Raw genomic sequence first — 25420 nt, 5'->3', positions numbered from 1 at the left:
GTTGAAGGTACTTTGGATGACTAGCGTTTACCCCAGCAGCAGAAAGCCGGGGGAAGGGGTTTTTCATGAAACACAGGTGCAGGCATTGCGAAAGCTCGGCATCGATGTGACCGTGATTTGTCCGCTGCCTGTAAATCCTGCGCCTCTCAGGGTGCTGAAAAAACAATACCGGAGCATTCGCAACGTTCCTGATTATGAGGAGCGAAACGGAGTTTCCGTCTACAGGCCGCCTTATACTGCGCTGCCGGGACAGCTGAAATGGGCTCAGCCGCATCACCGGATGGCTAAATCGATTCTCCGCACAATCGAACAAAACGGCCTCCTTCCGGATGTCATCCATGCTCATTTTGCGATGCCTTCCGGAGGAGCGGCTGCCGTTGTATCGCAGAGGATCTCCATTCCATACGTCCTGACGCTGCATGGGAGCGATGTCAATATTTATCCTCATTACAGCCGAAGCGCATATCGGGCGTTTCTAACAGCGGTGCAGTCGGCGGCAGACGTTTTGGCCGTCAGCGATACGCTCAAGGACAAAGCAAAAGAGATGACAGGAGTTGAAGGCTCGGTGCTCCCGATCGGGGTCAGGCTTGACCGGTTCCAAAAGCCCTCCGCTTCAAAAGACGAATTGCGGGAGAAGCTCAATCTGCCAAAGGAACAGACGCTGCTCGTCTATATCGGCCGTCTCGTGAAGGAAAAAGGAGTGCTTGAGCTGGCAGAAGCCGTTCGGCAGCTTGACGGCAACTACAAAGCGGTTTTTATCGGTGACGGACAGGAAAAGAATGCGCTCAGGGAAAAAGCGGGAGAGAAAGCGATTTTGACGGGTCAAGTTGCGAATGAGCAAATAGCGGAATACCTTGCCGCATCAGACATTTTTGTTCTTCCTTCATATTCCGAGGGAATGCCGACCGTCGTCATTGAGGCGCTCGCCCTGAAGGTTCCGGTTTTGTGCACAGCGGTCGGAGGTGTGCCGGATTTGTTTGGAAAGCACCGGCATCTGCTTATAGAGCCCCGTTCTGTCCCCGATTTAAAGCGGGCGGTTCTCGGCTATACAGAAGAAGGAAAATGGCGGGAAAACATTGCAGAGGAGCTGTATCAGACAGTTCGCTCTCAATATGACGCCGGGCAGAACTCGGAAGCGCTCGCGAAGCGGTATGAGCGTATTTTGCACGCTGCCCGCCTTTGAAAAAGAAAGAAGCCGTTTAAAGCGGAAGCATTGCGTCCATGATGGAAAATATAGATAGAAACAATCATCGCCTAATAAAGCTATTGGATAGAAGGGTTAGCTTATGAGAAGGGAATGATGATATTGAAAAGAATAGCTGTTATTGGAACAGGATATGTTGGGCTGGTATCTGGAACGTGTTTTGCCGAGGTGGGAAACACGGTTGTCTGCTGTGATATAGACGCTGAAAAAATCAGAGGTCTCTCGGCCGGTATCATGCCGATTTATGAAAACGGGCTAAAAGAGCTTGTTGATAAAAACGTAGATGAAAACCGTTTGTTCTTTTCAACTGACATTCCCAAGGCGATCAGAGAATCCGACATTATATATATAGCAGTCGGGACGCCGATGTCAGAGAGCGGAGAAGCCGATTTGACCTATGTAAAATCGGTTGCCGAAACGATCGGAAGACATTTAAACGGCTATAAAATCATCGTCAACAAAAGCACGGTTCCTGTCGGTACAGGAAAGCTCGTACAATCGATCATCGAGCAGGCCTCCCGGGGCGGGCATCCGTTTGATGTCGTGTCAAATCCCGAATTTCTTCGCGAAGGAACGGCCATTTATGACACGATGAATATGGAAAGAGCCGTCATCGGGGCAACAAGCGAAAAAGCCGCGGCAATCATTGAAGAGCTGCATGAGCCGTTTCAAACGACAATCGTCAAATCGAATCTTGAGAGTGCGGAAATGATCAAATACGCGGCAAACGCATTTTTGGCAACGAAAATTTCTTTCATTAATGACATTGCAAACATCTGTGAAAAAGTCGGGGCCGATGTGTCCAAAGTTTCCGAAGGGGTCGGGCTTGACAGCAGAATCGGCAAGAAGTTTTTAAAAGCGGGAATCGGCTTTGGGGGTTCTTGTTTTCCGAAGGATACGATGGCTTTGCTGCAAATTGCCAAATCGGTCGGCTATCCTTTTAAAATGATCGAAGCGGTGATTGAGACGAATCGAAAACAGCGCGCCCACATCGTTCAAAAGCTGCTCGACGTGTTTGGAGATCTCGAGGGCAGAACGATTTCGGTCCTGGGACTGGCGTTTAAACCGAATACAAACGATATGCGCTCATCACCGGCATTGGACGTCATTCCGATGCTCAAAAGCCTCGGCGCGCATGTCAAAGCCTATGACCCGATTGCGGTCCCTGAAGCGGAGCGTCTGCTCGGCAGCCAGGCAGTCTACAGCGATGACCTGTATGAAACCGTAACAGATACAGACGCGTGCCTCATTTTGACAGAATGGCCGGAGGTACAGCATATGAATATAACAAAATTGAAATCATGCTTAAACCAGCCTGTCCTGATTGACGGACGAAATCTGTTTGAGCTTGAAGAGATGAAAAGAGAAGGAATGATTTATCATTCAATCGGCCGCCCTGAGGTTCAGGGAGAGAAGATTTTAACAAAAGTTTAAAACGCGGGGTGTTATTCATGGAAAAAGTATTGGTGACAGGCGGATGCGGATTTATCGGATCACATATCGCAGAACAGCTGTTAAAAGAAAATTATCAAGTATCGATTCTCGACAATTTAACGACAGGGTATCTTTCAAACATTGACGGTCTTCCGGTGGATTTCCATCAGGAAGACATTACAAAGCCTGAAGCGATCGAGCTGATCAAGCGCATTAATCCTGATTATATTATACATTTGGCAGCACAGGTGAGCGTTGCGGAGTCAGTCAACGACTTTTTGAAGGATGAAAACATCAATATAAGAGGTTCATTGCATGTCATAAAAGCCGCCGGTGAATGCAGCGCGAAAAAAATCGTTTTTGCGTCGTCAGCCGCCGTTTACGGGAATCCCGAATATTTGCCTGTCGACACCCGTCACCAAACAAATCCCGGTTCACCGTACGGGCTGACAAAGCTTACGGTTGAACGCTATTTAAAGCTGGCCTATGACCTGTACGGAGTCGAATACTGTATTTTGCGGTACAGCAATGTTTACGGACCGCGCCAGGATGCAAAAGGAGAAGGAGGCGTCGTCTCGATCTTTTCCGACCTGTTGACGAGCGGCACGGCGCCGGTCATTTTCGGAGACGGAGAACAATCCCGCGACTTCATCTATGTGGGGGATGTGGCAGCGGCCAATGTTAAAGCGCTTAAAGCTCAATCAAACGTTTGTTTAAATGTTTCAAACGGCTTTTCCATCACGGTTAACGAGCTGTTTTCCGAAATGAAAAAAGCAACGAATTCGGCGCTTTCTCCGATCTATCAGGATGAAAGGCCGGGAGACATCCGCCACAGCACGCTGTGCAACGAAGAGACGAAAAAAATATTGAACTGGGAACCGCAAATGCCGCTTGATAAAGGGCTGGAGCAAACGATTTTCTATTATAGAAAAGAAATGAATGCATAAACATAATCGGCTGCTGGCTTTATGCCGGCAGCCCTTTTCCTAGCAGAAGCGGAAGGAGGGGGACAAATGAGTGTGAAACGTTCGGCGGTCAATGTGCTGATTTGGCTCGCAGCTTTGACCGCAGGCTTAGCTTTCACTCATCTTTTGGCTCAAACAAGCTCAAAAAAAATACTGTGTTTCTTTCTGTTATTGATCGCATTGGCCGTGATTCTGCTGCTCAAGCCTTATCTGTCATACGAGCAGCTGATGATGCCCGTCATCTATCTTCTCATTGCGGCGACCTTTGCCAATAATGCGTTTTTTTCGATCAAGCTCGGATTTTTCAGCCTGTTCCCGTACAGGATTCTTTTGATCGCTGCAGCTGTCTGGCTGATTTGGGAAATGCTGAACAGCCAAGATCCCATTGAACGTTGGAACCGCGTTCAAGTGAAGGGCATCCTTGCTTTTTTCGCTTTTTGGTTTTGTTATGGAATGATTTCGCTGCTTTGGGTCAAGTCTGTTACAGACGGATTGAAGTATTTATCATTGCTTGGGATGGGGATGTTTTTCGTTTTTCTGATCGTGATGTATTTTCAGAAGCTCGAACGGCTGCTCGCGTTTTATTACATATGGATGGTGATGACGGTCTTTTTGATGGTCATCGGACTGTATAACCATTTTACGCTGCACCATTTGCCAAGCTCGACGCTGTACAACGGGCCGCAGTATAAACAGCACTATCCGACATCCGTGTTTTTCAACCAAAACGATTTTGCGACGTTTTTGTCAATCAGCTTTTTCTTCTACGCCGCTTTTTTTAAAAATGTGAAAAACAGCTATTTGAAAATAGCAGGTTTGATCCTTGCGTGCTGCTCCTTGTATTTGATTGTTTTAACGGGCTCAAGGGCAAGCATTTTAGGGGTGATCGCGGGTCTTTTTCTTTACGCGTTCATTTTGCTGCCCCGTTTTTTGAAAAAGTGGGTCCTGATTGCCGCGGCCTGCGGGTTTGCCGCTTTTGCCGTGCTTTTTGCAGGGAAGATTACAAATGTCGTGTATACATTATTTCTAGCTCCTCAAACCGCGCACGATTTCAGTGAGCCGCTGCCGTCAAACGTCGCCAGGGCGAATCTTTTGAAGAATGCAGGGCATTATGTGCTCGACACATACGGGTTCGGCGTCGGTGCCGGAAACGTTCCTTATTATTTAGAGCACCACGCAATTTTTGATACCGATCAAGTGGTTGAGGTGCATAACTGGCTTGTCGAAATCATGGCGAATTTCGGGGTCATCATGATGCTCGGCTATGTAACGATGTACGGGTATCTCATGCTGTTATTGTATCGATTCTATAAAAGCAGGCTGACAAGCCGGTACAAACTTCTTTTGGAAGGGCTGCTCGCCGCCCTTATCAGCTTTCTCGTTTCAAGCATAAGCCCAAGTTCGATGTCAAATTTGTATTTCCATTGGGTGTTTCTTGCCCTGGTCATTGCGACCGTCAACACGCTTAGAATCAAAGGGACAGATGAAACCGAGCGTTTCAGGTAAGAATTTTAATAATAGGGAGAAATTCGTGTGAAACATTTAATGAAACGTATTGCAGGCAGAATCAAAAAGTATATCGTGCCGATTATCGCGCTTCCGCTTGTTCTGGGGCTGTTTGGGTATTTTATGCCGAAAGGCGCCGCTGCGCCGGCTGACTATACGGCAAGCGTCACCATCTCGACGGGGAATTACGGAGAATCGCTTTACAACAATGCAAAAGAGATTCCTCTATTGCTGAAAAATGATCCGTTTTTAAAAGAGGTTTTTCCCGAAATGGACGAAGAGGAGCTTGCAAGTATCAAGGAGGAGCTGGTGATCGACATCAGATCGGATTCGCTTTTTAATCTAAGCTATACAGGACCTGACAAAGAAGAAACATTGAATGTTTTGGAAAAAATCAAAGATGCTTATATGAAGGAAGATAAAAAGCTGTTTTTGAAAAGGGATCAAGTGATCGAAAAGAACATAAAAGCGCTTGAAGGCGAAACGGTCAGCGCTGATTCAAAAGTCGATAAACAGCGGTTTTTATATGAGCTGGAAACGAACAGGCTTGACTTGAAAGCGGCTGAAGAAATAGAGCCGTTAACCGCATTGGATAATGTAGCCGGCGGAATGTCTCCTAAAAAAAGAGCGGTACTGGGCGTTTTGATCGGTTTGGCGCTGTCGTTTTTTATCGTTGTTGTTCCGGAAGTTTTGAAAGAACGCTAAATTTTTGATTGGGGATGTGGAACAGGACCATGACGAGCCAAAAACCTTTAATCTCTGTCATTACACCTTCTTATAACGCGGAGGAATTTATCGAGAAGACGATTCAGTCTGTCATCGGCCAGACCTTTTCCGACTGGGAAATGATCATTGTGGATGATTGCTCGACAGACGGAACGAGAGATATGTTGAAACGTTATGAAGCAGAGGACGAGCGTATTCATGTCATCTATTTAAAGGAGAATGGCGGAGCGGCTGCAGCGCGCAATGCGGCCCTCAAAAAGGCAAAAGGCCGCTTTGTAGCGTTTTTGGACAGCGATGATGTTTGGAAAAAAGAGAAGCTTGAAAAACAGCTCGACTTTATGAGGAAGCATCAGCATGCCTTCACATTTACGGCCTACGAGCTGATCAGCCAAAACGGCGAGGCGCTGCATAAAACGATCGAAGCGCCTGAAAGCCTCACATATGATGACGTGCTGAAAAATACGATTATCGGCTGTCTGACGGTCATGCTTGACAGAGAACAAACAGGGGACATTCAAATGCCGGATATCAGGACCAGGCAGGATTTAGCGACATGGCTGTCCATTTTGAAAAGAGGCTTTAAAGCATACGGGCTGAACGAGCCTTTGGCAGAATACCGGCTCGTCGAAACGTCGATTTCGAGAAACAAGTGGAAGGCGGCTCAGAAAACCTGGTATGTATACAGGGAAATCGAGCGTCTGCATTTGATCAAGGCGACATGGTGCTTCGTCCATTATGCAAAAAATGCGGTAAAGAAAAGACTATAGCGCGGGAAGTGATGGAACGTGGGAGAGAAAAAAGCGATACACGTCGTCGTGGCGACGGGTGAATGGGGACAAGATCAATTAAGGTACAGAAGGCACCGCCTCGCTGAATTTCTGGCGGAGCAAAAAAATACGCGGGAAGTCATCTGGGTATGCCCGGCCGAAGAAGCCCCTTCAGAGGCGTTTACAAGGCTTCACAACGGCATTATGCAATTTGCGGTAAAGGACTTTTTGAAAAAGAAAATGTTCAGGTTCGCCCGCTACCGCGACGTCTTTTACCAAAAGAAACTGACGCCGTTGCTTGAGCGTTTAAAAGCGGCGGAAGGCGAGAACGTATATTTATGGTACACCTTCCCCGGTTTTCCGCTTTTGGCGGCGCTTTATGACTGGGAGCAAGTCATCTATGATTGCAGCGACCTTTGGGCGGCTCCGATCAGCGGAAAACAAAACCTCGCATCGGCTTTCAGGCAAAAGGTTATTTTTGAGGCGGAAAGCAGAATTATCAAAGCGGCAAATACGATTTTTTGCACTTCAGAATATTTGTGCCAAAATGTGAAAAACCGGCTGAACGGAGAGGACAAGCCGGTTTTTACAGTGGAAAACGGAGTCGAATACGACTTCTTCGCAGCGAATGACAAACGGGCGGACGTACTTGGCGAAAGGCAAGGCACCGTTTTAGGCTTTATCGGCGGAATTAAACCTAAGCTCGACTTTAAGCTGATCAAAAAAGCGGCGAGGGCGAAGCGGGACTGGACATTTTTATTTGTCGGCCCTGACGGAACGAATGGTGACGAGGATTTTAAAGACATGCTTGAAGAGGACAATGTTATCTGGACAGGCCCTGCAGCACCTGGAGACGTTCCGGCCTATATGAATGTCATCGATATCGGGATCATGCCTTATAAGTCTTCTCCGTATAACAATGCCGTTTTTCCTTTAAAGCTGTTTGAATTTTTGGCCGCGGGAAAGCCTGTCGCAGGCATGAACCTGCCTTCAACCGCAAAAGTGGAGAAAGAGAATGTATACCGGCATATGACGGGAAGCGATCCCTGCGCATTTATCGCCCTCTGCGAAGAGCTCGAGCGTTCGCATGATGACCCTTCGTCTGTGGAAAACCGCAAGAATACGGCGCGCAAAAAGGATTGGCGCCAGCTGTTTTTCATCATGCTCGGAAAACTGAATTTGAATAAAGATGCATAAGTTTACAGCGGATGATAATTTATGATGTTTCTTTTGGCTTGTGCTTGTTATAATAAATAATGAAATTGTATAATGGAGGAGTATGTCCAACTTTAATAACAATATAAACTATCCAGACTTCATTTAAAAAGGAGACTTCCTTATGTCTTATGAACGCACGGTTTTTGCGTTTTTTGTCTCTCTGATTGTTGTATTAATCATTACTCCGCTTGTAAAACGCATAGCAATGAAATCCGGGATCGTTGATCGTCCGGATAATCGAAAAATACACGAAAAAGTCATGCCAAGAATGGGCGGTTTAGCCATATTTATAGGAGTCTTGACCGGCTCTGTGGCCGGCGGCCTTTACGAAAACAGAATTACGGCTATTACGCTCGGCGCTTTTATGATTGTCATTTTAGGAATTATAGATGATAAATATAATTTAAGTGCGAAAGTTAAATTCATCGTTCAAATATTAGTCGCGTGCCTGATTGTCAGTACGGGGCTGAAAATGGAGTTTTTATCGATTCCGTTTTGGGACGTCCGTTTCGATTTGGGCTGGCTCTCATTTCCGTTAACGATTTTGTGGATCGTTGGAATCACCAATGCGATCAATTTAATTGACGGGTTGGACGGATTGGCGGCCGGGATATCCGTGATCGGCCTTTCGACAATTGCCGTCATGGCTTTTTCAGCCGACAAAATTTTGATTTTCTCATTATCGTTAGTCGTCATCGGCAGCACGCTAGGCTTTCTCTTCTATAATTTTCACCCGGCGAAAATTTTTATGGGAGACACGGGATCGCTCTTTCTCGGTTATGTGATTTCAGTCCTGTCGCTGTTGGGGCTGTACAAAAGCGTAACGCTTTTCAGCGTCGGAGTCCCGATCATCATTTTGGGCGTTCCTATATTTGACACGACGTTTGCGATCATCAGAAGGATATTGAACAAGCAGCCGATTTCGGCTCCTGATAAGTCGCATATCCATCACAGGCTGATGGCTTTCGGCCTGTCTCACAGAAAGGCCGTCATCGTCATATACTTAATCGGCATCATCTTCAGCCTATGCGCTATTATCCTGAAAACGGCGACTCTTTGGATATCAATCATCATCATCTTCGCCTTGATCTTGTTCATGCAGATCATCGCAGAGGTCACCGGACTCGTAAATGAAAAATACAAACCGTTCACAAAGTTTTATAAGCGGATGGTGAAAAGGAATTGACCTGAAATGCAAAACCCTGATTTCTTATTGAGAGATCAGGGTTTTTTTATTCTAATAAGAAGACGCGGACGCATCCGTAGAGCTGTCGGTGGAACTGTCCGTTCCGCCTGTTGTTGCGTCAGAGCTGTCAGACGATGTTCCGCTTGAGTCAGCGGTTGAACCCGGAAATAAATGATGGTTCAATTCATTCTGAACATTTGTCAGATTTTGCTCGTCTGCTTCAAAGTAATACACCCCGGCGATATTCAGATCCTGTCCGGTAATGCTTAGCGTCTCAATGTCGTCGCCTTTAAAGCCGCTGTATATTTCCTGAAGGGCCAAGGCTTGCGTAATTCTAAAGTTTGTTTTAATGTTTTTACTCGCCTTTTGGACAATCGTATCGATTTTGGCGAGGTTTTGCGGCTTGGAAATTTGATCGAGGGCAGCTTTCAGAATTTGTTTTTGCCTGTCGTTTCTTCCAAAATCCCCGCGCTTATCCTGCTTTCTCATTCTGGCGTAGGCCAGCGCTTGTTCGCCGTTTAAATGCATGTTTCCTTTTTTGAAATAAATTCTTTTCGTCTTGGAAACATCGCTTTTTTCGTCAAAATCAAACGGCACGTCTACATCGATGCCGCCGATTTCATCGATGACATCTTTGAATCCGTCAAAATCAACCGTTGCATAATAGTCAATCGGAATGCCTAAGAAATCTTCGACCGTTTCGATTGTTTCTTCTTTTCCGCCTTTTCCGTAGGCCGCATTGATCTTCGTTTTGGTTCCGGTTGTGTCACCGGCCAGCTGAACCCTTGTATCTCTCGGGATGCTCAGCATTTTCATCGTTTTTTGTTTTGGGTCGAGCGTTACGACAATAAGGGAATCGGTGCGGCCGCGTTCCCCTTTGGTCGCATAATTTTCCACACCCATAAACAAGATCGAGAACGGTTTTTTCTTGATGTCGACGACTTCATCGCGAAGCTTCGACTTCTCGCCCCGATCCAGTTGATCATAGGTGTCGTCAGCTGCAGAGATCGTGTTGTAAATCTTGTATATCCCCACTCCGCCAACCGCGAGAAGTGCGAGCAGCATAAGCAAGATAAACCGCTTGATAAGCTTCTTTTTCTTATTCTTCTTTTTGCGCACTTTCACTTTTACACGCTCAGCCATATATTTATTCTCCTTTAATGATAAAAAGCTTCCTCCAGATATATCTGAATGCCTTCTCTATTTTCGCTCTTGCCGTTTGTTAATTCGGTTATCCATTCTGTAAAAGCCTGCTTTTCGCTTTCTTTTACATACGTTTCAAATTCAACGTCGTCGGCATAGTGGATGTCCTTGATTTGATAAGGGGACTCGCGCAGCTCGTTTTCCAGCTTGCCGATCCATGTATAGCCCACTTTGGTATGCATCACGCGCATCAGTTTGCGTTCGACGACGCCGACATGGTTCAGCCCTTCTGATACGGATTTTCCGTAAGCGCGTATCAATCCTCCGGCGCCGAGCTTGATGCCGCCGAAATACCGTGTAACAACGGCGCAAGTATCCTTCAAATTGCGTTTCTTTAATACTTCAAGCATCGGGACTCCTGCCGTTCCGCTCGGTTCTCCGTCATCGTTCGCCTTTTGAATTTGGTCGTTTTCGCCGATGACATAGGCGGAACAATTATGAGTGGCATTCCAATGCTGTTTTTTTATGTTATGAATAAAATCCTGTGCTTCTTTTTCAGTACTGACACGGCTTAAATGACAAATGAACCGGGACTTCTCGATTACGATTTCATGGGTTCCTTCGCCGGAAACAGTGAGATAGCTTTGAAGCATGTCATTTTACCCCCTGACAAGCCATGCGGATGTTCATAAAATACGAACAGACTTAGAATTTTCACGCGCATTTTGTTATGATTAAAGAGATATGGAAGGGAGATCATAATAGAACCAAAAAACAGAATACGCATTCTTTCATTATAATTCGACACGAATTTCAGTTCAATGAAATTTATGATAAAACTACATGACAATGCTGTTACGGAGGGAAAATGGGTGAGCGTTTCCAAAATGGACTCCAAAGTCTTGGATTCAATAATAATGAAGATGTTAAAAACCGTTGACGGGAGCAAGGATGAAGTATTTCAAATCGGCGAACAGTCCCGTCAGCAATATGAAGGCTTGGTAGAAGAGCTGAAGCAGATCAAGCAGCAGGTCAACGAAGTCATCGATCTCGGAGACAGGTTGGAGGTGCATGCCCGGCATGCGAGGAACCGTCTGTCAGAGGTCAGCAGAAACTTTCATAAATTCAGTGAAACGGAAATTCGCGAAGCTTATGAAAAGGCGCACAAACTTCAAGTTGAGCTTACGATGATTCAGCAGCGCGAAAAGCAGCTGAGGGAGAAGCGCGACGATCTGGAAAGGCGTCTCCTCGGTCTTCAGGAAATCATTGAGCGTTCCGAAGGTCTTGTCAGCCAGATAACTGTCGTTTTAAACTATTTAAACCAAGATCTTCGCCAGGTCGGCGTTTTATTGGAAGACGCGCAGGCAAAACAGGATTTCGGCTTGCGGATCATCGAAGCGCAAGAGGAAGAAAGAAAAAGGGTCTCGCGCGAAATTCATGACGGTCCGGCGCAAATGCTGGCAAACGTGATGATGAGATCTGAATTGATCGAACGGATTTTCAGAGACAAGGGGACCGAAGAAGGCTTTCAGGAAATTAAAAACCTCCGGCAAAACGTTCGCAATGCCCTTTATGAAGTCAGACGGATTATTTATGACTTAAGGCCGATGGCTTTAGACGATTTGGGCCTGATTCCGACGCTCAGAAAATACTTGAACACGATCGAAGATTATCATGGCAAAGCGAAAATCCATTTTCATTGCATCGGGGAATCGGAAGACAGGCGGATTGCACCGCGATTTGAAGTGGCGCTTTTCCGGCTGGCTCAGGAAGCTGTCACGAATGCCCTAAAACATTCCGAATCAACCGAAATTCATGTTAAAGTAGAAGTGACGAAAGATTTTGTTACGCTGATTATAAAAGATAACGGAAACGGCTTTGATTTAAAAGAAGCGCAAAAGAAGAAAAACAAATCGTTCGGTCTGCTTGGAATGAAGGAAAGAGTCGATTTGCTTGAAGGTACGATGACGATCGACTCGAAAATAGGTCTCGGGACATTTATTTTAATTAAAGTTCCGCTGTCATTGTAAAGATAATTGTAAAATAGAGACAAAAGACATATTGACCATAAAAGCGCTGTGTAGAACAATGAAAAATGGGGAGGCGTAGCTTGTGACTAAAGTAAATATTGTAATTATTGATGACCATCAGTTATTCCGTGAAGGAGTAAAACGGATTTTGGATTTCGAACCTACCTTTGAGGTAGTGGCTGAAGGAGACGACGGTGACGAAGCGGCTCGCATTGTCGAGCACTATCATCCGGATGTAGTCATCATGGACATCAATATGCCGAATGTAAACGGAGTTGAAGCGACAAAACAACTTGTCGATATGTATCCGGAATCAAAGGTCATAATTTTATCGATCCATGATGATGAAAACTATGTGACACATGCGTTAAAAACCGGAGCACGCGGCTATCTGCTTAAAGAGATGGATGCCGATACACTGATTGAAGCCGTAAAGGTAGTGGCTGAAGGCGGTTCTTACCTTCACCCTAAGGTTACGCACAATCTTGTCAACGAATTTCGCCGTCTGGCAACAAGCGGCGTGTCATCTCACGCTCAGCACGAAGTGTATCCAGAAATCCGCAGACCTTTGCACATTCTCACAAGGCGGGAATGCGAAGTATTGCAAATGCTCGCGGACGGAAAGAGCAACCGCGGCATAGGAGAATCTTTATTTATCAGTGAAAAAACGGTTAAAAACCACGTCAGCAACATCCTGCAGAAAATGAACGTAAACGACAGAACTCAAGCAGTCGTTGTGGCCATCAAAAATGGCTGGGTAGAAATGAGATAAAAGTGGACTTGCCATCGGCAGGTCTTTTCTTTTTTTAGAAAATCAAACTTTATAATGAAAAACAACTGTTTTTCTTTTAAAATAGGAAAAAAAGTATCTTTCATAAGGAAGGTTTATTTTATGAGAACAGCAGTAGTAACTGACAGTACAGCCTACATACCGAAAGAACTGCGGGATAATCACAATATACACATGATACCGCTCAATGTGATTTTCGGAGAGGCTTCATACAAGGAAGAGGTCGACATGAGCTGGAAGGATTATTATAAAGAAGTTAAAGCTCATGAAGATCTCCCGACGACTTCCCAGCCGGCCTACGGCGAATTGATCGCACTGTATGAAAAGCTTGGCGAAACATATGATGCGGTAATCAGCATCCATCTTTCCAGCGGAATCAGCGGCACGTACAACAGCGCCGTGTCGGCGGATGGAATGCTGGAAAACGTCAAAGTGTATCCGTTTGATTCGGAAATCAGCTGCATGGCTCAAGGTTTTTATGCGATCGAAGCGGCTGAGATGGCGGAAAAAGGAGCACCGCCTGAAGAAATCCTCAGTCATTTGGATCATATGAAAACCTCGATGAGGGCTTACTTCATGGTTGACGACCTATCCCATCTGCAAAGAGGGGGCAGGCTGAGCGGAGCCCAGGCTTTTATCGGAAGCCTTTTAAAAGTGAAGCCGATTTTACACTTTGAGAATAAGCTGATCGTTCCATTTGAAAAAATCCGGACGAGAAAAAAAGCCTTAAACCGCCTGTTTGAACTCTTTGATGAGGATGCCGGAAAAGGCAAGCCTATGAGGGCGGTCGTCATCCATGCGAACCGGGAGAAAGAAGCCGATCAGATTATTGAAGAGCTGTCTCAAAAATATCCGCACGTCGAATTATACAAAAGCTATTTTGGTCCTGTGGTCGGCACGCATCTCGGCGAGGGGGCAATGGGCATTGCCTGGTATATAGTATAAACGCCAATCTCCGTTTGACAAAACGGAGATTTTTTGATTTTCCAAGGTGAAAACTCTGCAACTTTTTGATTTTGCCAGTTTTACAAAAAAACGGGCATGCAAGATACTAAATGTTAGATTGGAGGTGATCGTTATCGCTGGAAAGCAGCCCGCATCTGAATACTCCCGCAATTTACAGTCTTTGCTTGAATCCCGCCATCTTCTCAAAAGTGAACTTCCCTTTCCCGATGATGTGATTGATTGGCACATCCAAAAAGGCTTGATCAAAGCAGAAAAACCGATTGAAGAAACGACCAAAGGCTTTGTCTGCAAGCGGTGCGGCCAGGATCATCAGGCGCTTTTCGCCCGGTACCCTTGTTATGCATGCAATCAACAATGTGTCTACTGCCGTTCGTGCGTCATGATGGGCAGAGTAAGCGAATGTACACCCCTATTGACTTGGAAAGGCGGTGATCAATCTAAATGGCCGCCCGTCCGCATGGTTTGGGAGGGAATTCTTTCGGCGGGCCAGGAAAAAGCGGCAAGATCGATTATTGAAGCGATTCGAAAAAAAGAAGAGCTTTTAATTTGGGCGGTTTGCGGATCAGGCAAAACGGAAATTTTGTTTCAGGGAATCGAATTTGCTTTAAACCATGGCTTGAGAGTATGTATAGCCACTCCGAGAACGGATGTGGTGCTGGAGCTTGCCCCGCGCGTAAAGAAAGCTTTTGAAGGCGCAGAAATTGCCGCTTTATACGGAGGGAGTCCCGATAGAGGGATGCTTTCGCCTCTTATGATATCGACCACCCATCAGCTTTTCCGATATAAAGAAGCGTTCGATGTGATGGTCGTTGATGAGGTTGATGCGTTCCCGTACAGTTATGATCAAACATTGCAGTACGCCGTAGAAAAAGCAGGGAAACGGCAAAGCGCCCGAATTTATTTAACAGCCACCCCTTCCCGGGAAATGAAAAAACGAGCTGAAAGCGGGCGGCTCAAGGCCGCTCACATCCCGGCCCGGTATCATCGGAGTCCAATGCCTGAACCGTCATTTACGTGGTGCGGAAACTGGAAAAAGAGTCTCAAATGCCACATTATTCCTTTAGCCGTCAAAAGATGGCTTTTCAAACATAAAGAGCAAAAACAGCCGGTCTTTTTATTTGTTCCGTCTATTCCGGCGCTCAAATCTGTGGTTACCCTGTTAAAGAAGGAACATTTTCAAATCGAAGGCGTTTATGCCGATGACCCGGATAGAAATGAAAAGGTAAAACGGTTTAGGGATGGGACGCTTGATATCCTCGTCACGACGACCATTTTGGAAAGAGGCGTGACGGTCCAAAAAGCACAAGTCGGAGTGCTGGGCGCTGAATCGGCCGTTTTTGACGAAAGCGCGCTTGTCCAAATATCGGGAAGAGCCGGGAGGCACCCTCAATATACAACGGGTGACGTCCGTTTTTTTCACTTCGGCAAGACGGCGAACATGGTCGCAGCTCGCCGTCATATTCGCCGAATGAATAAAATGGCTTTACTGGAAAATTTGGTTGACTAGTCCGATAATCATGGTACAGTATACTCATAAGATGTGTATAAGGAGCGGTGCCTGAATGTTAGTCAATGCAAAGGAATCTGTTTTGGAAGAATTGTTTGATCAATATATTGATCAGCTCAATATGAGCTGCTTGTGTCAGAGATGCAGAGAAGATGTGCTCGCACTAGCCTTGAATGCGGTCAAACCGCAATATGTCACAGATCGTACGAAACTGGCATACATAAAGGCAGAGCTCGTTGACAAACAAAAAAATACATCGATGCTAGTCACTCTCGCAGAAGCGGCAAGAAGAGTCAATGAAAATCCGCATTGCGAACACAGAAAGAAAGGAAGGAAGGGTGTAAGCTGCTTTGTTTAATTTGTGAAGCTCCTCTTTCACATTCTCTTTCATGGCGTTCTTTTTTCTTTGCTCATGATGAGGAAAAAATATGCGGAGAATGTAAAGAGGGCTTTATCAAAATAAAAGGGACCGTTTGCCGTAAATGCGGGCGTCTGCAAGACGGCGAAAAGCTGTGCACCGACTGTCTGAAATGGGAAGCAAATCCGAAAACCCGCGGCCTCCTTGAGCAAAACCGCTCTGTATATCTTTACAATCCTTTCATGAAAGAAGTGCTCGCCCGTTTTAAGTTTAGAGGCGACGCTGAAATCGTCCACGCTTTTGCCCCTTCTTTCATCCGCACCTTTCAAGCGTGCTGCCGACATTCAGATGCCGTTATTGTCCCGATACCTCTCAGCGAAGAACGTAAAAAGGAAAGAGGCTTTAATCAGGCGGAAAGGCTTGCTTCCTTATTAAAAAGGCCTGTCATACATCCGTTGATCAGAACAGAAAATGAGAAACAGTCAAAAAAAAGCAGGACAGAGCGCCTTAAACAAAAAAACGTTTTTAAAACGGACAAGGGTTTTGTAAAAGGAATGAAAATTCTCCTGATCGATGACCTGTATACGACAGGGGCTACCATTCATCAAGCTGCCCAATGTCTGAAAGCGGACGGGGGAGCAGATTCGGTATCATCTTTCACTTTGATTCGAAGCTAAATCATTTATTTTCCCTGCCGATATAAATGATAGAATTTAAGGATAGGAGTCAAAATTATGAATCAATTGGCGAATTGTCCAAAGTGCAACGCATTGTTTATGAAAAACAGCTTTCAAACCATATGTAACTCTTGTCTGAAAGAAGAAGAACGTTCATTTGAGACAGTATACAAATTCCTGAAAAAGCAGGAAAACCGGCAGGCTACGATGATTCAAATCGTGGAAAAAACGGGAGTAGAGGAAGAGCTCATTCTGAAATTTATCAGACAGAAGCGAATCCACATCTCTAATTTTCCGAACCTGGGCTACCCGTGCGACAGATGCGGAACGATGATTCGGGAAGGCCGGTACTGTGCCGCCTGTGAACAAGACATAGAATCGCAGATGAGCCAATTAGACCAGATGGAGCGCCTCGAAAAAGAAAAGCAGAATAGTTCCAAAGGCACATACTATACCTTTCAGCCTAAAAACAACTGATTCCCTAAACTAACTCGAAGCTCAGACGATAAAATGAGTATGATCATAGACGACTATGACGGAAAGTGAGAGGAATCCCATGAAGATCAACCAATACGGAACACAATCTGTTAATCCTTACCATAAATCTTTTGATAAAAAAGCAACGCCTTCTCAAATAAATCCTCAGCAGGAGGATAAAGTTGAAATTTCGGCAAAAGCCAAAGAGCTGCAAAAAGGACCTGATTTAATGATGGAACGCCAGGAAAAAATCGCCCGGCTAAAAGCGGCAGTCGAAAATGGCACATACCAAATCGACCGTACGGGAATAGCCGAAAAAATGGTTAATTTCTATAAACAGCAATAAAGTAAGGAGGAAGACGAATCGGTGAAACGGGTGATACAAGAGCTTGAACGCCTTTGTGTTCTGCATGAACATTTACTGACGCTGTCCGAACGAAAAACGGAGGCACTGAAGAAGAACGAAATAAAAGAACTTTCTGAGATTTTGACAAAGGAACAAAAATACGTGCAGGCGATCGAACAAACCGAAGAGGCGCGGATTGAAGCAACAAAAGAATGCCTCGGAAGGGCGGACACCACGATCAGCACATGCATCAGCGAGGCTGAAGGCAGCGACAAAACGGTGTTGGAGCAGCTGTTTGAAAGGCTGTTACAGCTCGTCACCCGTTTAAAAGATGTGAACGGTTTGAATAAACAGCTGACCATTCAGTCGCTTCAATTCATAACGCTCACATTGGACATGCTTCTTCCGAAAGAAGGAAACGCAAACTACGGAAAAACGCAGGAGCCGAGCCAACCCAGGGGCTCAAGCAGGCTGTCCCTATTTGATTCAAAGGCTTAGAACGGAGGGAAAGAAAGATGACGATACCAACTTTTATGGGACTTGAAACCGCAAGACGAGGGCTGGCCGCCCAGCAGGCGGCTTTAAGCGTAACATCAAACAACATATCAAACGCCAATACCGAAGGATACACAAGGCAGCGTGTCGCTTTTCAAGAGACCACTCCTTATCCGGTCGTATCAAGAAACGCTGTCGGACTTGCCGGACAAATGGGGACAGGCGTTGAAGTCGGCGCGGTTGAAAGGGTCAGAGACAGTTTTCTCGACTACCAATATCGGACGCAAAACACCAGTTACGGCTATTACGATTCAAAGGCCGGCGCTTTAGCGCAAATGGAAAGCATCATGAACGAATTAAAAGACAGCGGTTTAAACAACGTGCTCAATTCTTTTTGGAAATCGATCCAGGAATTGACGAGCAATGCGAACGAGTCGAGCGCGCGTTCTGTCGTTGCTCAAAAGGGCCAAGCTGTGGCAGATACGTTTAACGAATTATACAAATCGCTGACAACCGTTCAAAAGGACTTGGGGGATCAGATCGAACAAAGCACGATCACCATTAATTCGCTCCTTTCCCAGCTGAACAGCCTGAACGAGCAAATCGCCAATGTCGAACCGAACGGCTATCTTCCGAATGATTTGTACGATAAGCGGGATCTGCTGCTCGATCAGCTTTCTTCAATGGCAAATATCAAAGTCAGCTACAATAAATCAGGCGGCAATTCGCTTGCGACCGCAGAGGGAACCGTTTCCGTCGACATTATCGGCAGCGACGGACAGTCTCTCGGCAAGGTTCTTGACGGAACAACCTTTACAACCAAGGAAGTGAAAGTCAATTATGACAATGATACAGGTCTGGTGACAAGCGTATCAATCGGCGGAACGGACATTAATGCAGACGCTTTTACAAGCAAAGGATCGCTGTTAGGCTTAATTGAATCCTTCGGCTACATGTCCGGCGGCAAAGAAAAAGGGACCTACCCTGAAATGCTCGCGAACCTGGATGAAATGGCGCTGGCCCTTGCAAAGGCGTTCAATGAAGTCCATCAAAACGGAGTGACATCCTCCGGTCAACCGGGCGGCCTTTTCTTTGAATTTACCGGTGGTGAGGCTGAGCCTGCAAAAGGAGCGGCAGCGAAAATAAAAGTAGCCGATGATATCATGAATTCCAATGGCCAAAATATTGCCTCATCGCTTAACGGAGAAACGAGCGATAACTCAAACGCGACAAATCTGGCAGCGGTTTTCACGAAAAAAATCGACATCGGCGGAAAGTCGACAACCGTTTTGGATTACTATGCGGGCATTATCGGCGAAATGGGCGTGAAAGCCCAGGAAGCGAACAGGCTTCTTTCCAATTCGGAGACGCAGCTCAATTCAGCAGAATTGAACCGGCAGTCGACGAGCGCCGTTTCGTTAGACGAAGAAATGTCCAACATGATTCAATTCCAGCATGCTTATAATGCTGCGGCAAGAATGATCACAGTGCAGGACGAAATCCTTGATAAGATCATCAACGGCATGGGTGTCGTAGGAAGGTAGGGATAAATGATGCGTGTAACCCAAGGTATGATCGCAAAAAATTCATTGCGTTATATCAATTCAAGCTACGGGAAACTGGATAAATTGCAATCGCAGATTTCATCGGGAAAAAAGATCACAAAAGCGTCGGACGATCCGATTGTCGCGATGAAAAGCCTGAAATACAATACGCAGCTCTCACAGGTGGAGCAATATAAAAGCAACGTTTCACAGGCTTACACATGGCTTGAGAATTCAGAAGATAACATCACAGAAGGTATAGACGTGATGGGGAAAGTTAGAGATTTGGTCGTTCAAGTGAAAAATGGTACGAATGGCGGAGCAGAGCTGGAGGCAACAGGGGTCGAAATCGGCCAATTAAAAGAACAGCTGATTCAAATCGCCAATACGCAGGTCAATGGACGCTACATTTTTAGCGGATCGAACTCAGATGTCGCACCGATCGTCAAAAATCCTGATGGTTCGTACACGTATAATTTTGAAAACTACACAAGCTCTTCCGACGTGAACTTTAACGTTTCCAGCAATGCGACATTGAAGGTGAACGCAAATCCGATTTCAGCCTTTGGCGGAACGTCAGGCAGCGGGCAAAATGTCTTTGAAATGCTGAATTCTCTTGAAACGGCTTTGAAATCGGGTTCACTTGACGGCATTGACTCTGACGCTGTTTTATCCGATATTGACCAGTTCACCAACACGATGAGCTCAGAACGGTCAGATATTGGAGCGCGCTACAATCGGCTTGAATTGATCGACTCCCGGTTAAAGTTGCAGGAAGAGACAGCCACAAAAGTGTTATCAGACAACGAAGATGTCGAGCTTGAAGAAGTGATCACCGATTTTATTACACAGCAGAGCGTTCACAGAGCTGCGCTTTCTGTCAACGCAAAAATCGTACAGCCGACATTGATTGACTTTTTAAACTAAAAGCGACTCTTTAAGAGTTGCTTTTTTTCAAGGAGGTAACCGTTATGCAGATGCCAAGGCTGATTATGGAAAGCGTCCAAGGAAGAATCGGTTTGACTACAACGCCGGCGGTCCAGAGCATCGAACAGCCGCACGCCGATTTGGAAATCGAGCAGCCCCCCGCTGACCTTGAGATTTCAGTGACGCCTTCAAAGCTAACGATTGACCAGACGAAAGCATGGGAAGACTTGGATCGGAAGCATATTTTTAAAAGGATAGAAGAGGCTGCACAGCAAGGCTATCAGGACTGGCTTGACGGGATGGCGCGAACCGCTGAAGAAGGCGATGAAATGATGAGGATCGAAAACAAAGGCGATCCAATCGCCGAACAGTCAAGAAGAAACTATGAGCCTGAGCAGGTTCAGATCGGTGTCCATTTTACTCCTTCGTTTGATAGAGTGAAAATCGCATATGAGCCGTCCCAACTCAATATTGAAATAACGCCGCATAAGGCGATCATCAATGCGACGCCTCACAAACCGGTCGTTGATTATACGCCTGGCAAAGTGAAGGTTGACATGCTGCAATATCCGGAGTTAAAAATAGATGTGGAATATCCAAACCAAAAGTAAATCAGCAAAGGATCGTGACCAATGATCATTAAAACAAAATACCATGGAGAAACGCAAATTCAAGAAGAGCAAATCATTATGTTTGCAAACGGCCTGCCGGGATTTTCTGATGAGAAGAAGTTCGTCATCCTGCCGCTTTCGGAAGACTCCCCGTTCGTCGTTCTCCAGTCGGCGGAAACGGCCGAACTTGCTTTCATCGTGGCAAGTCCGTTTGTGTTCTTCAAGGACTACGGCTTTGATCTTGATGAAACGACGGTTGAATTTCTTGAAATTGAAGCGGCCGAAGATGTTGAAGTGATGGCGATTTTAACGATAGAAGAGCCATTTGAAAAATCAACGGCAAATTTGATGGCGCCAATCGTCGTAAACCGCAAAAAAATGCTCGGCAAACAAGTGATTTTGCACGACTCCTCTTATCAAACAAAGCATCTGATAGGAGGGGAATCATGCTAGTCTTATCTCGCAAACTCAATGAAGCGATTCAGATCGGCGATGATATTGAAGTGAAAATCATCGCGATTGACGGAGACCAAGTGAAAATCGGCATCGACGCGCCAAGGCATATCGATATCCACCGCAAGGAAATTTATTTGTCGATTCAGGAAGAAAACAGCCGGGCGGCTTCACTTTCGAACGATCTTCTGGCGAAACTATCCTCACAAAAAAAGTGAGGATTTTTTTATTTTTGTTATAAACAATTTCAGGGTTTCTCCGATATAAAGTATGTAGCAGGAAGGACAGCCTGAATGCTTCAAAACATGCACATGGACGTGCAATCAAATTTCAAGGAGGAAATACAAAATGAGAATCAACCACAACATTGCGGCGCTTAACACGCTGAACCGCCTGTCTTCAAACAACAGCGCAAGCCAAAAGAACATGGAGAAACTTTCTTCAGGTCTTCGCATCAACCGTGCCGGAGATGACGCAGCAGGTCTAGCAATCTCCGAAAAAATGAGAGGACAAATCCGCGGATTAGAAATGGCTTCTAAAAACGCACAAGACGGTATCTCTCTTATCCAAACAGCTGAAGGTGCATTGACTGAAACCCATGCGATCCTTCAACGTATGCGCGAGCTTGTTGTACAAGCTGGAAACACTGGTACTCAGGACAAAGCAACAGATTTGCAGGCTATTCAAGATGAAATTACAGCTTTGACAGAAGAAGTAAATGGCATTTCTGATCGTACAGAATTCAACGGAAAGAAACTGCTGAATGGTGACTTCAAAAGTGGCACAGCAGATTTAGTCTTCCAAATTGGAGCGAACGCAGGTCAACAAATCAAAGTAAATATTAACGATATGGGTGCTGATGCACTTGGTGCAGTAGATGCTACTAATACTCTAGTGACTGGTCAAGCGGTTACAAATATTAATGTAACGGAATTCGCTAACGCTACTCCTGCTTTAACTTTTGACCAACAGCTTAAAATCGTTGATGATGCAATTAATACTGTTTCATCACAACGTGCAAAACTCGGTGCGGTTCAAAACCGTCTAGAGCACACAATCAACAACCTTGGTGCTTCTTCTGAGAACTTGACAGCTGCTGAGTCTCGTATCCGCGACGTAGACATGGCGAAAGAAATGAGCGAATTCACGAAGAACAACATTCTTTCTCAAGCTTCTCAAGCGATGCTTGCTCAAGCGAACCAACAGCCGCAAAACGTGCTTCAATTGCTTCGCTAATTGCATAAAAAAACTTAAGCTTGTCGGAAAAACCGTTTATTTGGTTTTCGACAGGCTTTTTTTGTTATATAAATCGGTTTTAAAGAAAAAAATTTATAAATCCTAATTAGATTTACTTGCCTGAAAATTTCGGATATAGAAAAATGTGCATTTTCATCTAAACAATCCCTCTTCGAGTCCGATATTAAAAATGTAACAGGCTGGAAGGACAACTGGCCTGTTTAAATCAAATAAGCACATAGACGTGCGATCAAACATATTTCAGGGAGGAAATACACAATGAGAATCAACCACAACATTGCGGCGCTTAACACGCTGAACCGCCTGTCTTCAAACAACAGCGCAAGCCAAAAGAACATGGAGAAACTTTCTTCTGGTCTTCGCATCAACCGTGCCGGAGATGACGCAGCAGGTCTAGCAATCTCCGAAAAAATGAGAGGACAAATCCGCGGTTTAGAAATGGCTTCTAAAAACGCACAAGACGGCATTTCTCTTATCCAAACAGCTGAGGGCGCATTGACTGAAACCCATGCGATCCTTCAACGTATGCGTGAGCTTACTGTTCAAGCAGGAAACACTGGTACTCAAGATAAAGCAACAGATTTGCAGGCTATTCAAGATGAAATCACAGCTTTAAAAGATGAAATCGATGGTATTTCGAATCGCACAGAGTTCAACGGTAAAAAACTACTGAATGGTGATTTCAAAACTGGTACAGCAGATCTAGTTTTCCAAATCGGAGCTAATGCTACACAACAAATCAAAGTAAACATTAATTCTATGTCTGCTACAGATCTAGGAACAGATAATACTACTTTAAACATCAAATCTTTAGACGTTACAAAATTTGCTGACAACGCAGCTGCTACACCTAATGATGGTTTCGATGCACAATTAAAAATCGTTGACGATGCGATCAACCAAGTATCTACTCAACGTGCTAAACTTGGTGCTGTTCAAAACCGTCTAGAGCACACAATCAATAACCTAAGCGCTTCCGGTGAAAACCTAACTGCTGCTGAGTCTCGTATCCGTGACGTAGACATGGCGAAAGAAATGAGCGAGTTCACGAAGAACAACATTCTTTCCCAAGCTTCTCAAGCGATGCTTGCTCAAGCGAACCAACAGCCGCAAAACGTGCTTCAATTGCTTCGCTAATTGCATAAAAAAATTTAAGCTTGTCGGAAAAACCGTTTATTTGGTTTTTCGACAAGCTTTTTTTGTTAATTAACCGGATTTGAAGGAGAAAACTTCTATAGAAATAATTAGCTTTATTTGTCTGAAAATTTCGGATATAGAAAAATATACATTTTTACCTAAACAATTCCTTATCCAGTCCGATATTAAATATGTAACAGGCTGGAAGGACACCCGGCTTGTTTCAATAAAAAGCACATAGACGTGCGCTCAAACATATTTCAAGGAGGAAATACAAAATGAGAATTAACCACAACATTGCAGCGCTTAACACGCTGAACCGCCTGTCTTCAAACAACAGTGCAAGCCAAAAAAACATGGAGAAGCTTTCTTCTGGTCTTCGCATCAACCGTGCCGGAGATGACGCAGCAGGTCTAGCAATCTCTGAAAAAATGAGAGGACAAATCCGCGGTTTAGAAATGGCTTCTAAAAACGCACAAGACGGCATTTCTCTTATCCAAACAGCTGAGGGTGCATTGACTGAAACTCATGCGATCCTTCAACGTATGCGTGAACTTACTGTTCAAGCAGGAAACACTGGTACTCAGGACAAAGCAACAGATTTGCAGGCTATTCAAGATGAAATTTCTGCATTGACAGAAGAAATTGACGGCATTTCTAATCGTACTGAGTTCAACGGCAAGAAATTGCTGGACGGCACTTTCAAAGATACCGGTGATGCAGCAACTACAAAAAGCTTAGTCTTCCAAATTGGAGCTAATGCTACTCAACAAATCTCTGTAAATATTGGAAATATGTCAGCTGACGCATTAGGTACTAGTGATACTTTAAACATTTCATCATTAGATGTAACTAAGTTTGCTGACACTGCATCTGACGCAGCTGGTGGTTTTAATGAACAATTAAAAATCGTTGACGATGCGATTAACCAAGTATCTACTCAACGTGCTAAGCTCGGTGCAGTTCAAAACCGTCTAGAGCACACAATCAACAACCTAAGCGCTTCTGGTGAAAACCTAACAGCTGCTGAGTCTCGTATCCGTGACGTAGACATGGCGAAAGAAATGAGCGAGTTCACGAAGAACAACATTCTTTCCCAAGCTTCTCAAGCGATGCTTGCTCAAGCGAACCAACAGCCGCAAAACGTGCTTCAATTGCTTCGCTAATTGCATAAAAAGATCCTGGCTTTTGCTAGGGTCTTTTTTATTTATAATGTCATGACAGGAATCCGATCAGTGGATTGCTGTTTTTTTATTTTGAATTTAAAAAGAGTTTTTTCCATAAATTTATTAAAATCTATCACTCGCTTAGCCGATATAAATTTTAGATCATAGCATAGGGGATGGTAAAAATTGTCGATCGGAAGACTGACATCTTTGGAACCTATTATTGATGCTTACAAGACGCAGATGATGAGCAAACAGCCGGAAGTTGGGGAAAAGGTGCAGCAGCATTCTTCAGAATTTTCATTTCCTCAGCTTGAAAAAACGGTACAGGGCGCCAATAAGCTTTTGGAGCCGTCGCAAGTTCATCTTCAGTTTGAGCTTCACGAAAAGCTGGGCGAGTACTATGTGAAGGTTGTGGACGATAAGACGGATGAAGTGGTTCGGGAAATCCCGCCTAAGCAGTGGCTCGATTTTTATGCGGACATGGCTGAATTTATGGGGTTAATAGTCGATAAATCAACATAGAAGAG

Annotated in this window: 28 protein-coding genes; 26 read left to right on the top strand and 2 right to left on the bottom strand. The window is 45.0% G+C overall.

What is annotated here, in order from left to right; all coding sequences use genetic code 11:
• Position 1: 1 nt before the first annotated feature.
• From tuaC to NSQ39_RS18095, 8 genes are all read left to right on the top strand, one after another.
• On the top strand, positions 2-1183 hold the full coding sequence (tuaC, locus tag NSQ39_RS18130) for a teichuronic acid biosynthesis protein TuaC (protein WP_046130166.1): 1182 nt from the start codon (positions 2-4) through the stop codon (positions 1181-1183).
• A 123-nt stretch (positions 1184-1306) separates the two neighbouring features.
• Positions 1307-2638 carry a UDP-glucose 6-dehydrogenase TuaD gene (tuaD, locus tag NSQ39_RS18125; protein WP_175075794.1) on the top strand — a complete coding sequence of 444 codons (1332 nt, stop codon included), beginning with the start codon at positions 1307-1309 and terminating at the stop codon, positions 2636-2638.
• Between the two features lie 17 nt (positions 2639-2655).
• Positions 2656-3585: an NAD-dependent epimerase/dehydratase family protein gene (locus NSQ39_RS18120; protein ID WP_046130096.1), complete on the top strand. Its 930-nt coding sequence runs from the start codon at positions 2656-2658 to the stop codon at positions 3583-3585.
• Between the two features lie 66 nt (positions 3586-3651).
• Positions 3652-5109, top strand: coding sequence for a teichuronic acid biosynthesis protein TuaE (tuaE, locus tag NSQ39_RS18115; RefSeq protein WP_046130095.1), 1458 nt, complete (start codon positions 3652-3654; stop codon positions 5107-5109).
• A 27-nt stretch (positions 5110-5136) separates the two neighbouring features.
• A complete protein-coding gene (gene tuaF / locus NSQ39_RS18110; protein ID WP_231947400.1) occupies positions 5137-5814 on the top strand; it encodes a teichuronic acid biosynthesis protein TuaF in 678 nt (225 codons plus the stop codon).
• Positions 5815-5843: 29 nt separating this feature from the next.
• The gene (tuaG, locus tag NSQ39_RS18105) at positions 5844-6602 is read left to right on the top strand and encodes a teichuronic acid biosynthesis protein TuaG (protein ID WP_046130094.1); all 759 of its coding nucleotides are present in this window, start codon (positions 5844-5846) and stop codon (positions 6600-6602) included.
• Between the two features lie 18 nt (positions 6603-6620).
• On the top strand, positions 6621-7799 hold the full coding sequence (gene tuaH, locus NSQ39_RS18100; RefSeq protein ID WP_046130093.1) for a teichuronic acid biosynthesis protein TuaH: 1179 nt from the start codon (positions 6621-6623) through the stop codon (positions 7797-7799).
• A gap of 142 nt (positions 7800-7941) precedes the next feature.
• Positions 7942-9006 (top strand): glycosyltransferase family 4 protein, encoded by a 1065-nt coding sequence (locus NSQ39_RS18095; protein ID WP_175075793.1) that lies wholly within the window; start codon positions 7942-7944, stop codon positions 9004-9006.
• A gap of 51 nt (positions 9007-9057) precedes the next feature.
• Here NSQ39_RS18095 and NSQ39_RS18090 read toward each other — a convergent pair whose 3' ends face one another.
• The gene (locus NSQ39_RS18090) at positions 9058-10149 is read right to left on the bottom strand and encodes an LCP family protein (protein ID WP_046130091.1); all 1092 of its coding nucleotides are present in this window, start codon (positions 10147-10149) and stop codon (positions 9058-9060) included.
• Positions 10150-10163: 14 nt separating this feature from the next.
• Complete coding sequence (locus NSQ39_RS18085) at positions 10164-10802, bottom strand: YigZ family protein (RefSeq protein WP_046130090.1); 639 nt, start codon at positions 10800-10802, stop codon at positions 10164-10166.
• A 219-nt stretch (positions 10803-11021) separates the two neighbouring features.
• Here NSQ39_RS18085 and NSQ39_RS18080 point away from each other — a divergent pair, with 219 nt between their 5' ends.
• The 18 genes from NSQ39_RS18080 to flaG all read left to right on the top strand — a co-directional run bounded on the left by NSQ39_RS18080 (position 11022) and on the right by flaG (position 25415).
• Positions 11022-12179, top strand: coding sequence for a sensor histidine kinase (locus tag NSQ39_RS18080; RefSeq protein ID WP_046130089.1), 1158 nt, complete (start codon positions 11022-11024; stop codon positions 12177-12179).
• 82 nt (positions 12180-12261) lie between these two features.
• Positions 12262-12951: a two-component system response regulator DegU gene (gene degU / locus NSQ39_RS18075; protein WP_046130088.1), complete on the top strand. Its 690-nt coding sequence runs from the start codon at positions 12262-12264 to the stop codon at positions 12949-12951.
• A gap of 120 nt (positions 12952-13071) precedes the next feature.
• On the top strand, positions 13072-13914 hold the full coding sequence (locus NSQ39_RS18070) for a DegV family protein (protein ID WP_175075792.1): 843 nt from the start codon (positions 13072-13074) through the stop codon (positions 13912-13914).
• Positions 13915-14032: 118 nt separating this feature from the next.
• Positions 14033-15442: a DEAD/DEAH box helicase gene (locus NSQ39_RS18065; protein ID WP_046130086.1), complete on the top strand. Its 1410-nt coding sequence runs from the start codon at positions 14033-14035 to the stop codon at positions 15440-15442.
• A 55-nt stretch (positions 15443-15497) separates the two neighbouring features.
• Positions 15498-15800, top strand: coding sequence for a late competence development ComFB family protein (locus NSQ39_RS18060; RefSeq protein WP_046130085.1), 303 nt, complete (start codon positions 15498-15500; stop codon positions 15798-15800).
• Positions 15752-16477, top strand: a complete 726-nt coding sequence (locus NSQ39_RS18055) for a ComF family protein (RefSeq protein ID WP_254416533.1) — start codon at positions 15752-15754, stop codon at positions 16475-16477. The genes NSQ39_RS18060 and NSQ39_RS18055 overlap by 49 nt, the downstream gene beginning before the upstream one ends.
• Before the next feature lie 57 nt (positions 16478-16534).
• Positions 16535-16954 (top strand): TIGR03826 family flagellar region protein, encoded by a 420-nt coding sequence (locus tag NSQ39_RS18050; protein ID WP_046130084.1) that lies wholly within the window; start codon positions 16535-16537, stop codon positions 16952-16954.
• Between the two features lie 79 nt (positions 16955-17033).
• Complete coding sequence (gene flgM, locus NSQ39_RS18045) at positions 17034-17300, top strand: flagellar biosynthesis anti-sigma factor FlgM (protein ID WP_046130083.1); 267 nt, start codon at positions 17034-17036, stop codon at positions 17298-17300.
• Between the two features lie 21 nt (positions 17301-17321).
• Positions 17322-17798, top strand: a complete 477-nt coding sequence (locus NSQ39_RS18040) for a flagellar protein FlgN (protein ID WP_046130082.1) — start codon at positions 17322-17324, stop codon at positions 17796-17798.
• Positions 17799-17815: 17 nt separating this feature from the next.
• A complete protein-coding gene (gene flgK, locus NSQ39_RS18035) occupies positions 17816-19339 on the top strand; it encodes a flagellar hook-associated protein FlgK (RefSeq protein WP_046130081.1) in 1524 nt (507 codons plus the stop codon).
• Between the two features lie 9 nt (positions 19340-19348).
• Positions 19349-20266 (top strand): flagellar hook-associated protein FlgL, encoded by a 918-nt coding sequence (gene flgL / locus NSQ39_RS18030; protein WP_046130164.1) that lies wholly within the window; start codon positions 19349-19351, stop codon positions 20264-20266.
• 44 nt (positions 20267-20310) lie between these two features.
• Positions 20311-20877: a DUF6470 family protein gene (locus NSQ39_RS18025; RefSeq protein WP_216899237.1), complete on the top strand. Its 567-nt coding sequence runs from the start codon at positions 20311-20313 to the stop codon at positions 20875-20877.
• A 21-nt stretch (positions 20878-20898) separates the two neighbouring features.
• Positions 20899-21330 (top strand): flagellar assembly protein FliW, encoded by a 432-nt coding sequence (fliW, locus tag NSQ39_RS18020; RefSeq protein WP_046130079.1) that lies wholly within the window; start codon positions 20899-20901, stop codon positions 21328-21330.
• The gene (csrA, locus tag NSQ39_RS18015) at positions 21324-21548 is read left to right on the top strand and encodes a carbon storage regulator CsrA (protein WP_216899239.1); all 225 of its coding nucleotides are present in this window, start codon (positions 21324-21326) and stop codon (positions 21546-21548) included. The genes fliW and csrA overlap by 7 nt, the downstream gene beginning before the upstream one ends.
• A gap of 130 nt (positions 21549-21678) precedes the next feature.
• Positions 21679-22566: a flagellin Hag gene (gene hag, locus NSQ39_RS18010; RefSeq protein ID WP_046130077.1), complete on the top strand. Its 888-nt coding sequence runs from the start codon at positions 21679-21681 to the stop codon at positions 22564-22566.
• Between the two features lie 279 nt (positions 22567-22845).
• The gene (gene hag, locus NSQ39_RS18005; RefSeq protein ID WP_065894695.1) at positions 22846-23724 is read left to right on the top strand and encodes a flagellin Hag; all 879 of its coding nucleotides are present in this window, start codon (positions 22846-22848) and stop codon (positions 23722-23724) included.
• 278 nt (positions 23725-24002) lie between these two features.
• Entirely contained in the window at positions 24003-24890 is an 888-nt protein-coding gene (hag, locus tag NSQ39_RS18000; protein WP_065894693.1) for a flagellin Hag, read from the top strand.
• A gap of 186 nt (positions 24891-25076) precedes the next feature.
• Positions 25077-25415 (top strand): flagellar protein FlaG, encoded by a 339-nt coding sequence (gene flaG, locus NSQ39_RS17995; protein ID WP_046129455.1) that lies wholly within the window; start codon positions 25077-25079, stop codon positions 25413-25415.
• The last annotated feature ends 5 nt before the right edge of the window (positions 25416-25420 follow it).

It is taken from the genome of Bacillus sp. FSL W8-0848, assembly GCF_038007805.1.
Taxonomy (GTDB): Bacteria; Bacillota; Bacilli; order Bacillales; family Bacillaceae; genus Bacillus; species Bacillus glycinifermentans.
This window is presented reverse-complemented; position numbering and strand designations above follow the sequence as displayed.

Bases quoted from the DNA above. Each gene is read 5' to 3' on its own strand.
- NSQ39_RS18120 (WP_046130096.1), top strand. From the start codon at position 2,656: ATGGAAAAAGTATTGGTGACAGGCGGATGCGGATTTATCGGATCACAT.
- tuaE (WP_046130095.1), top strand. From the start codon at position 3,652: ATGAGTGTGAAACGTTCGGCGGTCAATGTGCTGATTTGGCTCGCAGCT.
- tuaG (WP_046130094.1), top strand. From the start codon at position 5,844: ATGACGAGCCAAAAACCTTTAATCTCTGTCATTACACCTTCTTATAAC.
- NSQ39_RS18095 (WP_175075793.1), top strand. From the start codon at position 7,942: ATGTCTTATGAACGCACGGTTTTTGCGTTTTTTGTCTCTCTGATTGTT.
- NSQ39_RS18090 (WP_046130091.1), bottom strand. From the start codon at position 10,149: ATGGCTGAGCGTGTAAAAGTGAAAGTGCGCAAAAAGAAGAATAAGAAA.
- NSQ39_RS18085 (WP_046130090.1), bottom strand. From the start codon at position 10,802: ATGCTTCAAAGCTATCTCACTGTTTCCGGCGAAGGAACCCATGAAATC.
- NSQ39_RS18070 (WP_175075792.1), top strand. From the start codon at position 13,072: ATGAGAACAGCAGTAGTAACTGACAGTACAGCCTACATACCGAAAGAA.
- NSQ39_RS18060 (WP_046130085.1), top strand. From the start codon at position 15,498: ATGTTAGTCAATGCAAAGGAATCTGTTTTGGAAGAATTGTTTGATCAA.
- NSQ39_RS18050 (WP_046130084.1), top strand. From the start codon at position 16,535: ATGAATCAATTGGCGAATTGTCCAAAGTGCAACGCATTGTTTATGAAA.
- flgM (WP_046130083.1), top strand. From the start codon at position 17,034: ATGAAGATCAACCAATACGGAACACAATCTGTTAATCCTTACCATAAA.
- flgK (WP_046130081.1), top strand. From the start codon at position 17,816: ATGACGATACCAACTTTTATGGGACTTGAAACCGCAAGACGAGGGCTG.
- flgL (WP_046130164.1), top strand. From the start codon at position 19,349: ATGCGTGTAACCCAAGGTATGATCGCAAAAAATTCATTGCGTTATATC.
- NSQ39_RS18025 (WP_216899237.1), top strand. From the start codon at position 20,311: ATGCAGATGCCAAGGCTGATTATGGAAAGCGTCCAAGGAAGAATCGGT.
- fliW (WP_046130079.1), top strand. From the start codon at position 20,899: ATGATCATTAAAACAAAATACCATGGAGAAACGCAAATTCAAGAAGAG.
- csrA (WP_216899239.1), top strand. From the start codon at position 21,324: ATGCTAGTCTTATCTCGCAAACTCAATGAAGCGATTCAGATCGGCGAT.
- hag (WP_046130077.1), top strand. From the start codon at position 21,679: ATGAGAATCAACCACAACATTGCGGCGCTTAACACGCTGAACCGCCTG.
- hag (WP_065894695.1), top strand. From the start codon at position 22,846: ATGAGAATCAACCACAACATTGCGGCGCTTAACACGCTGAACCGCCTG.
- hag (WP_065894693.1), top strand. From the start codon at position 24,003: ATGAGAATTAACCACAACATTGCAGCGCTTAACACGCTGAACCGCCTG.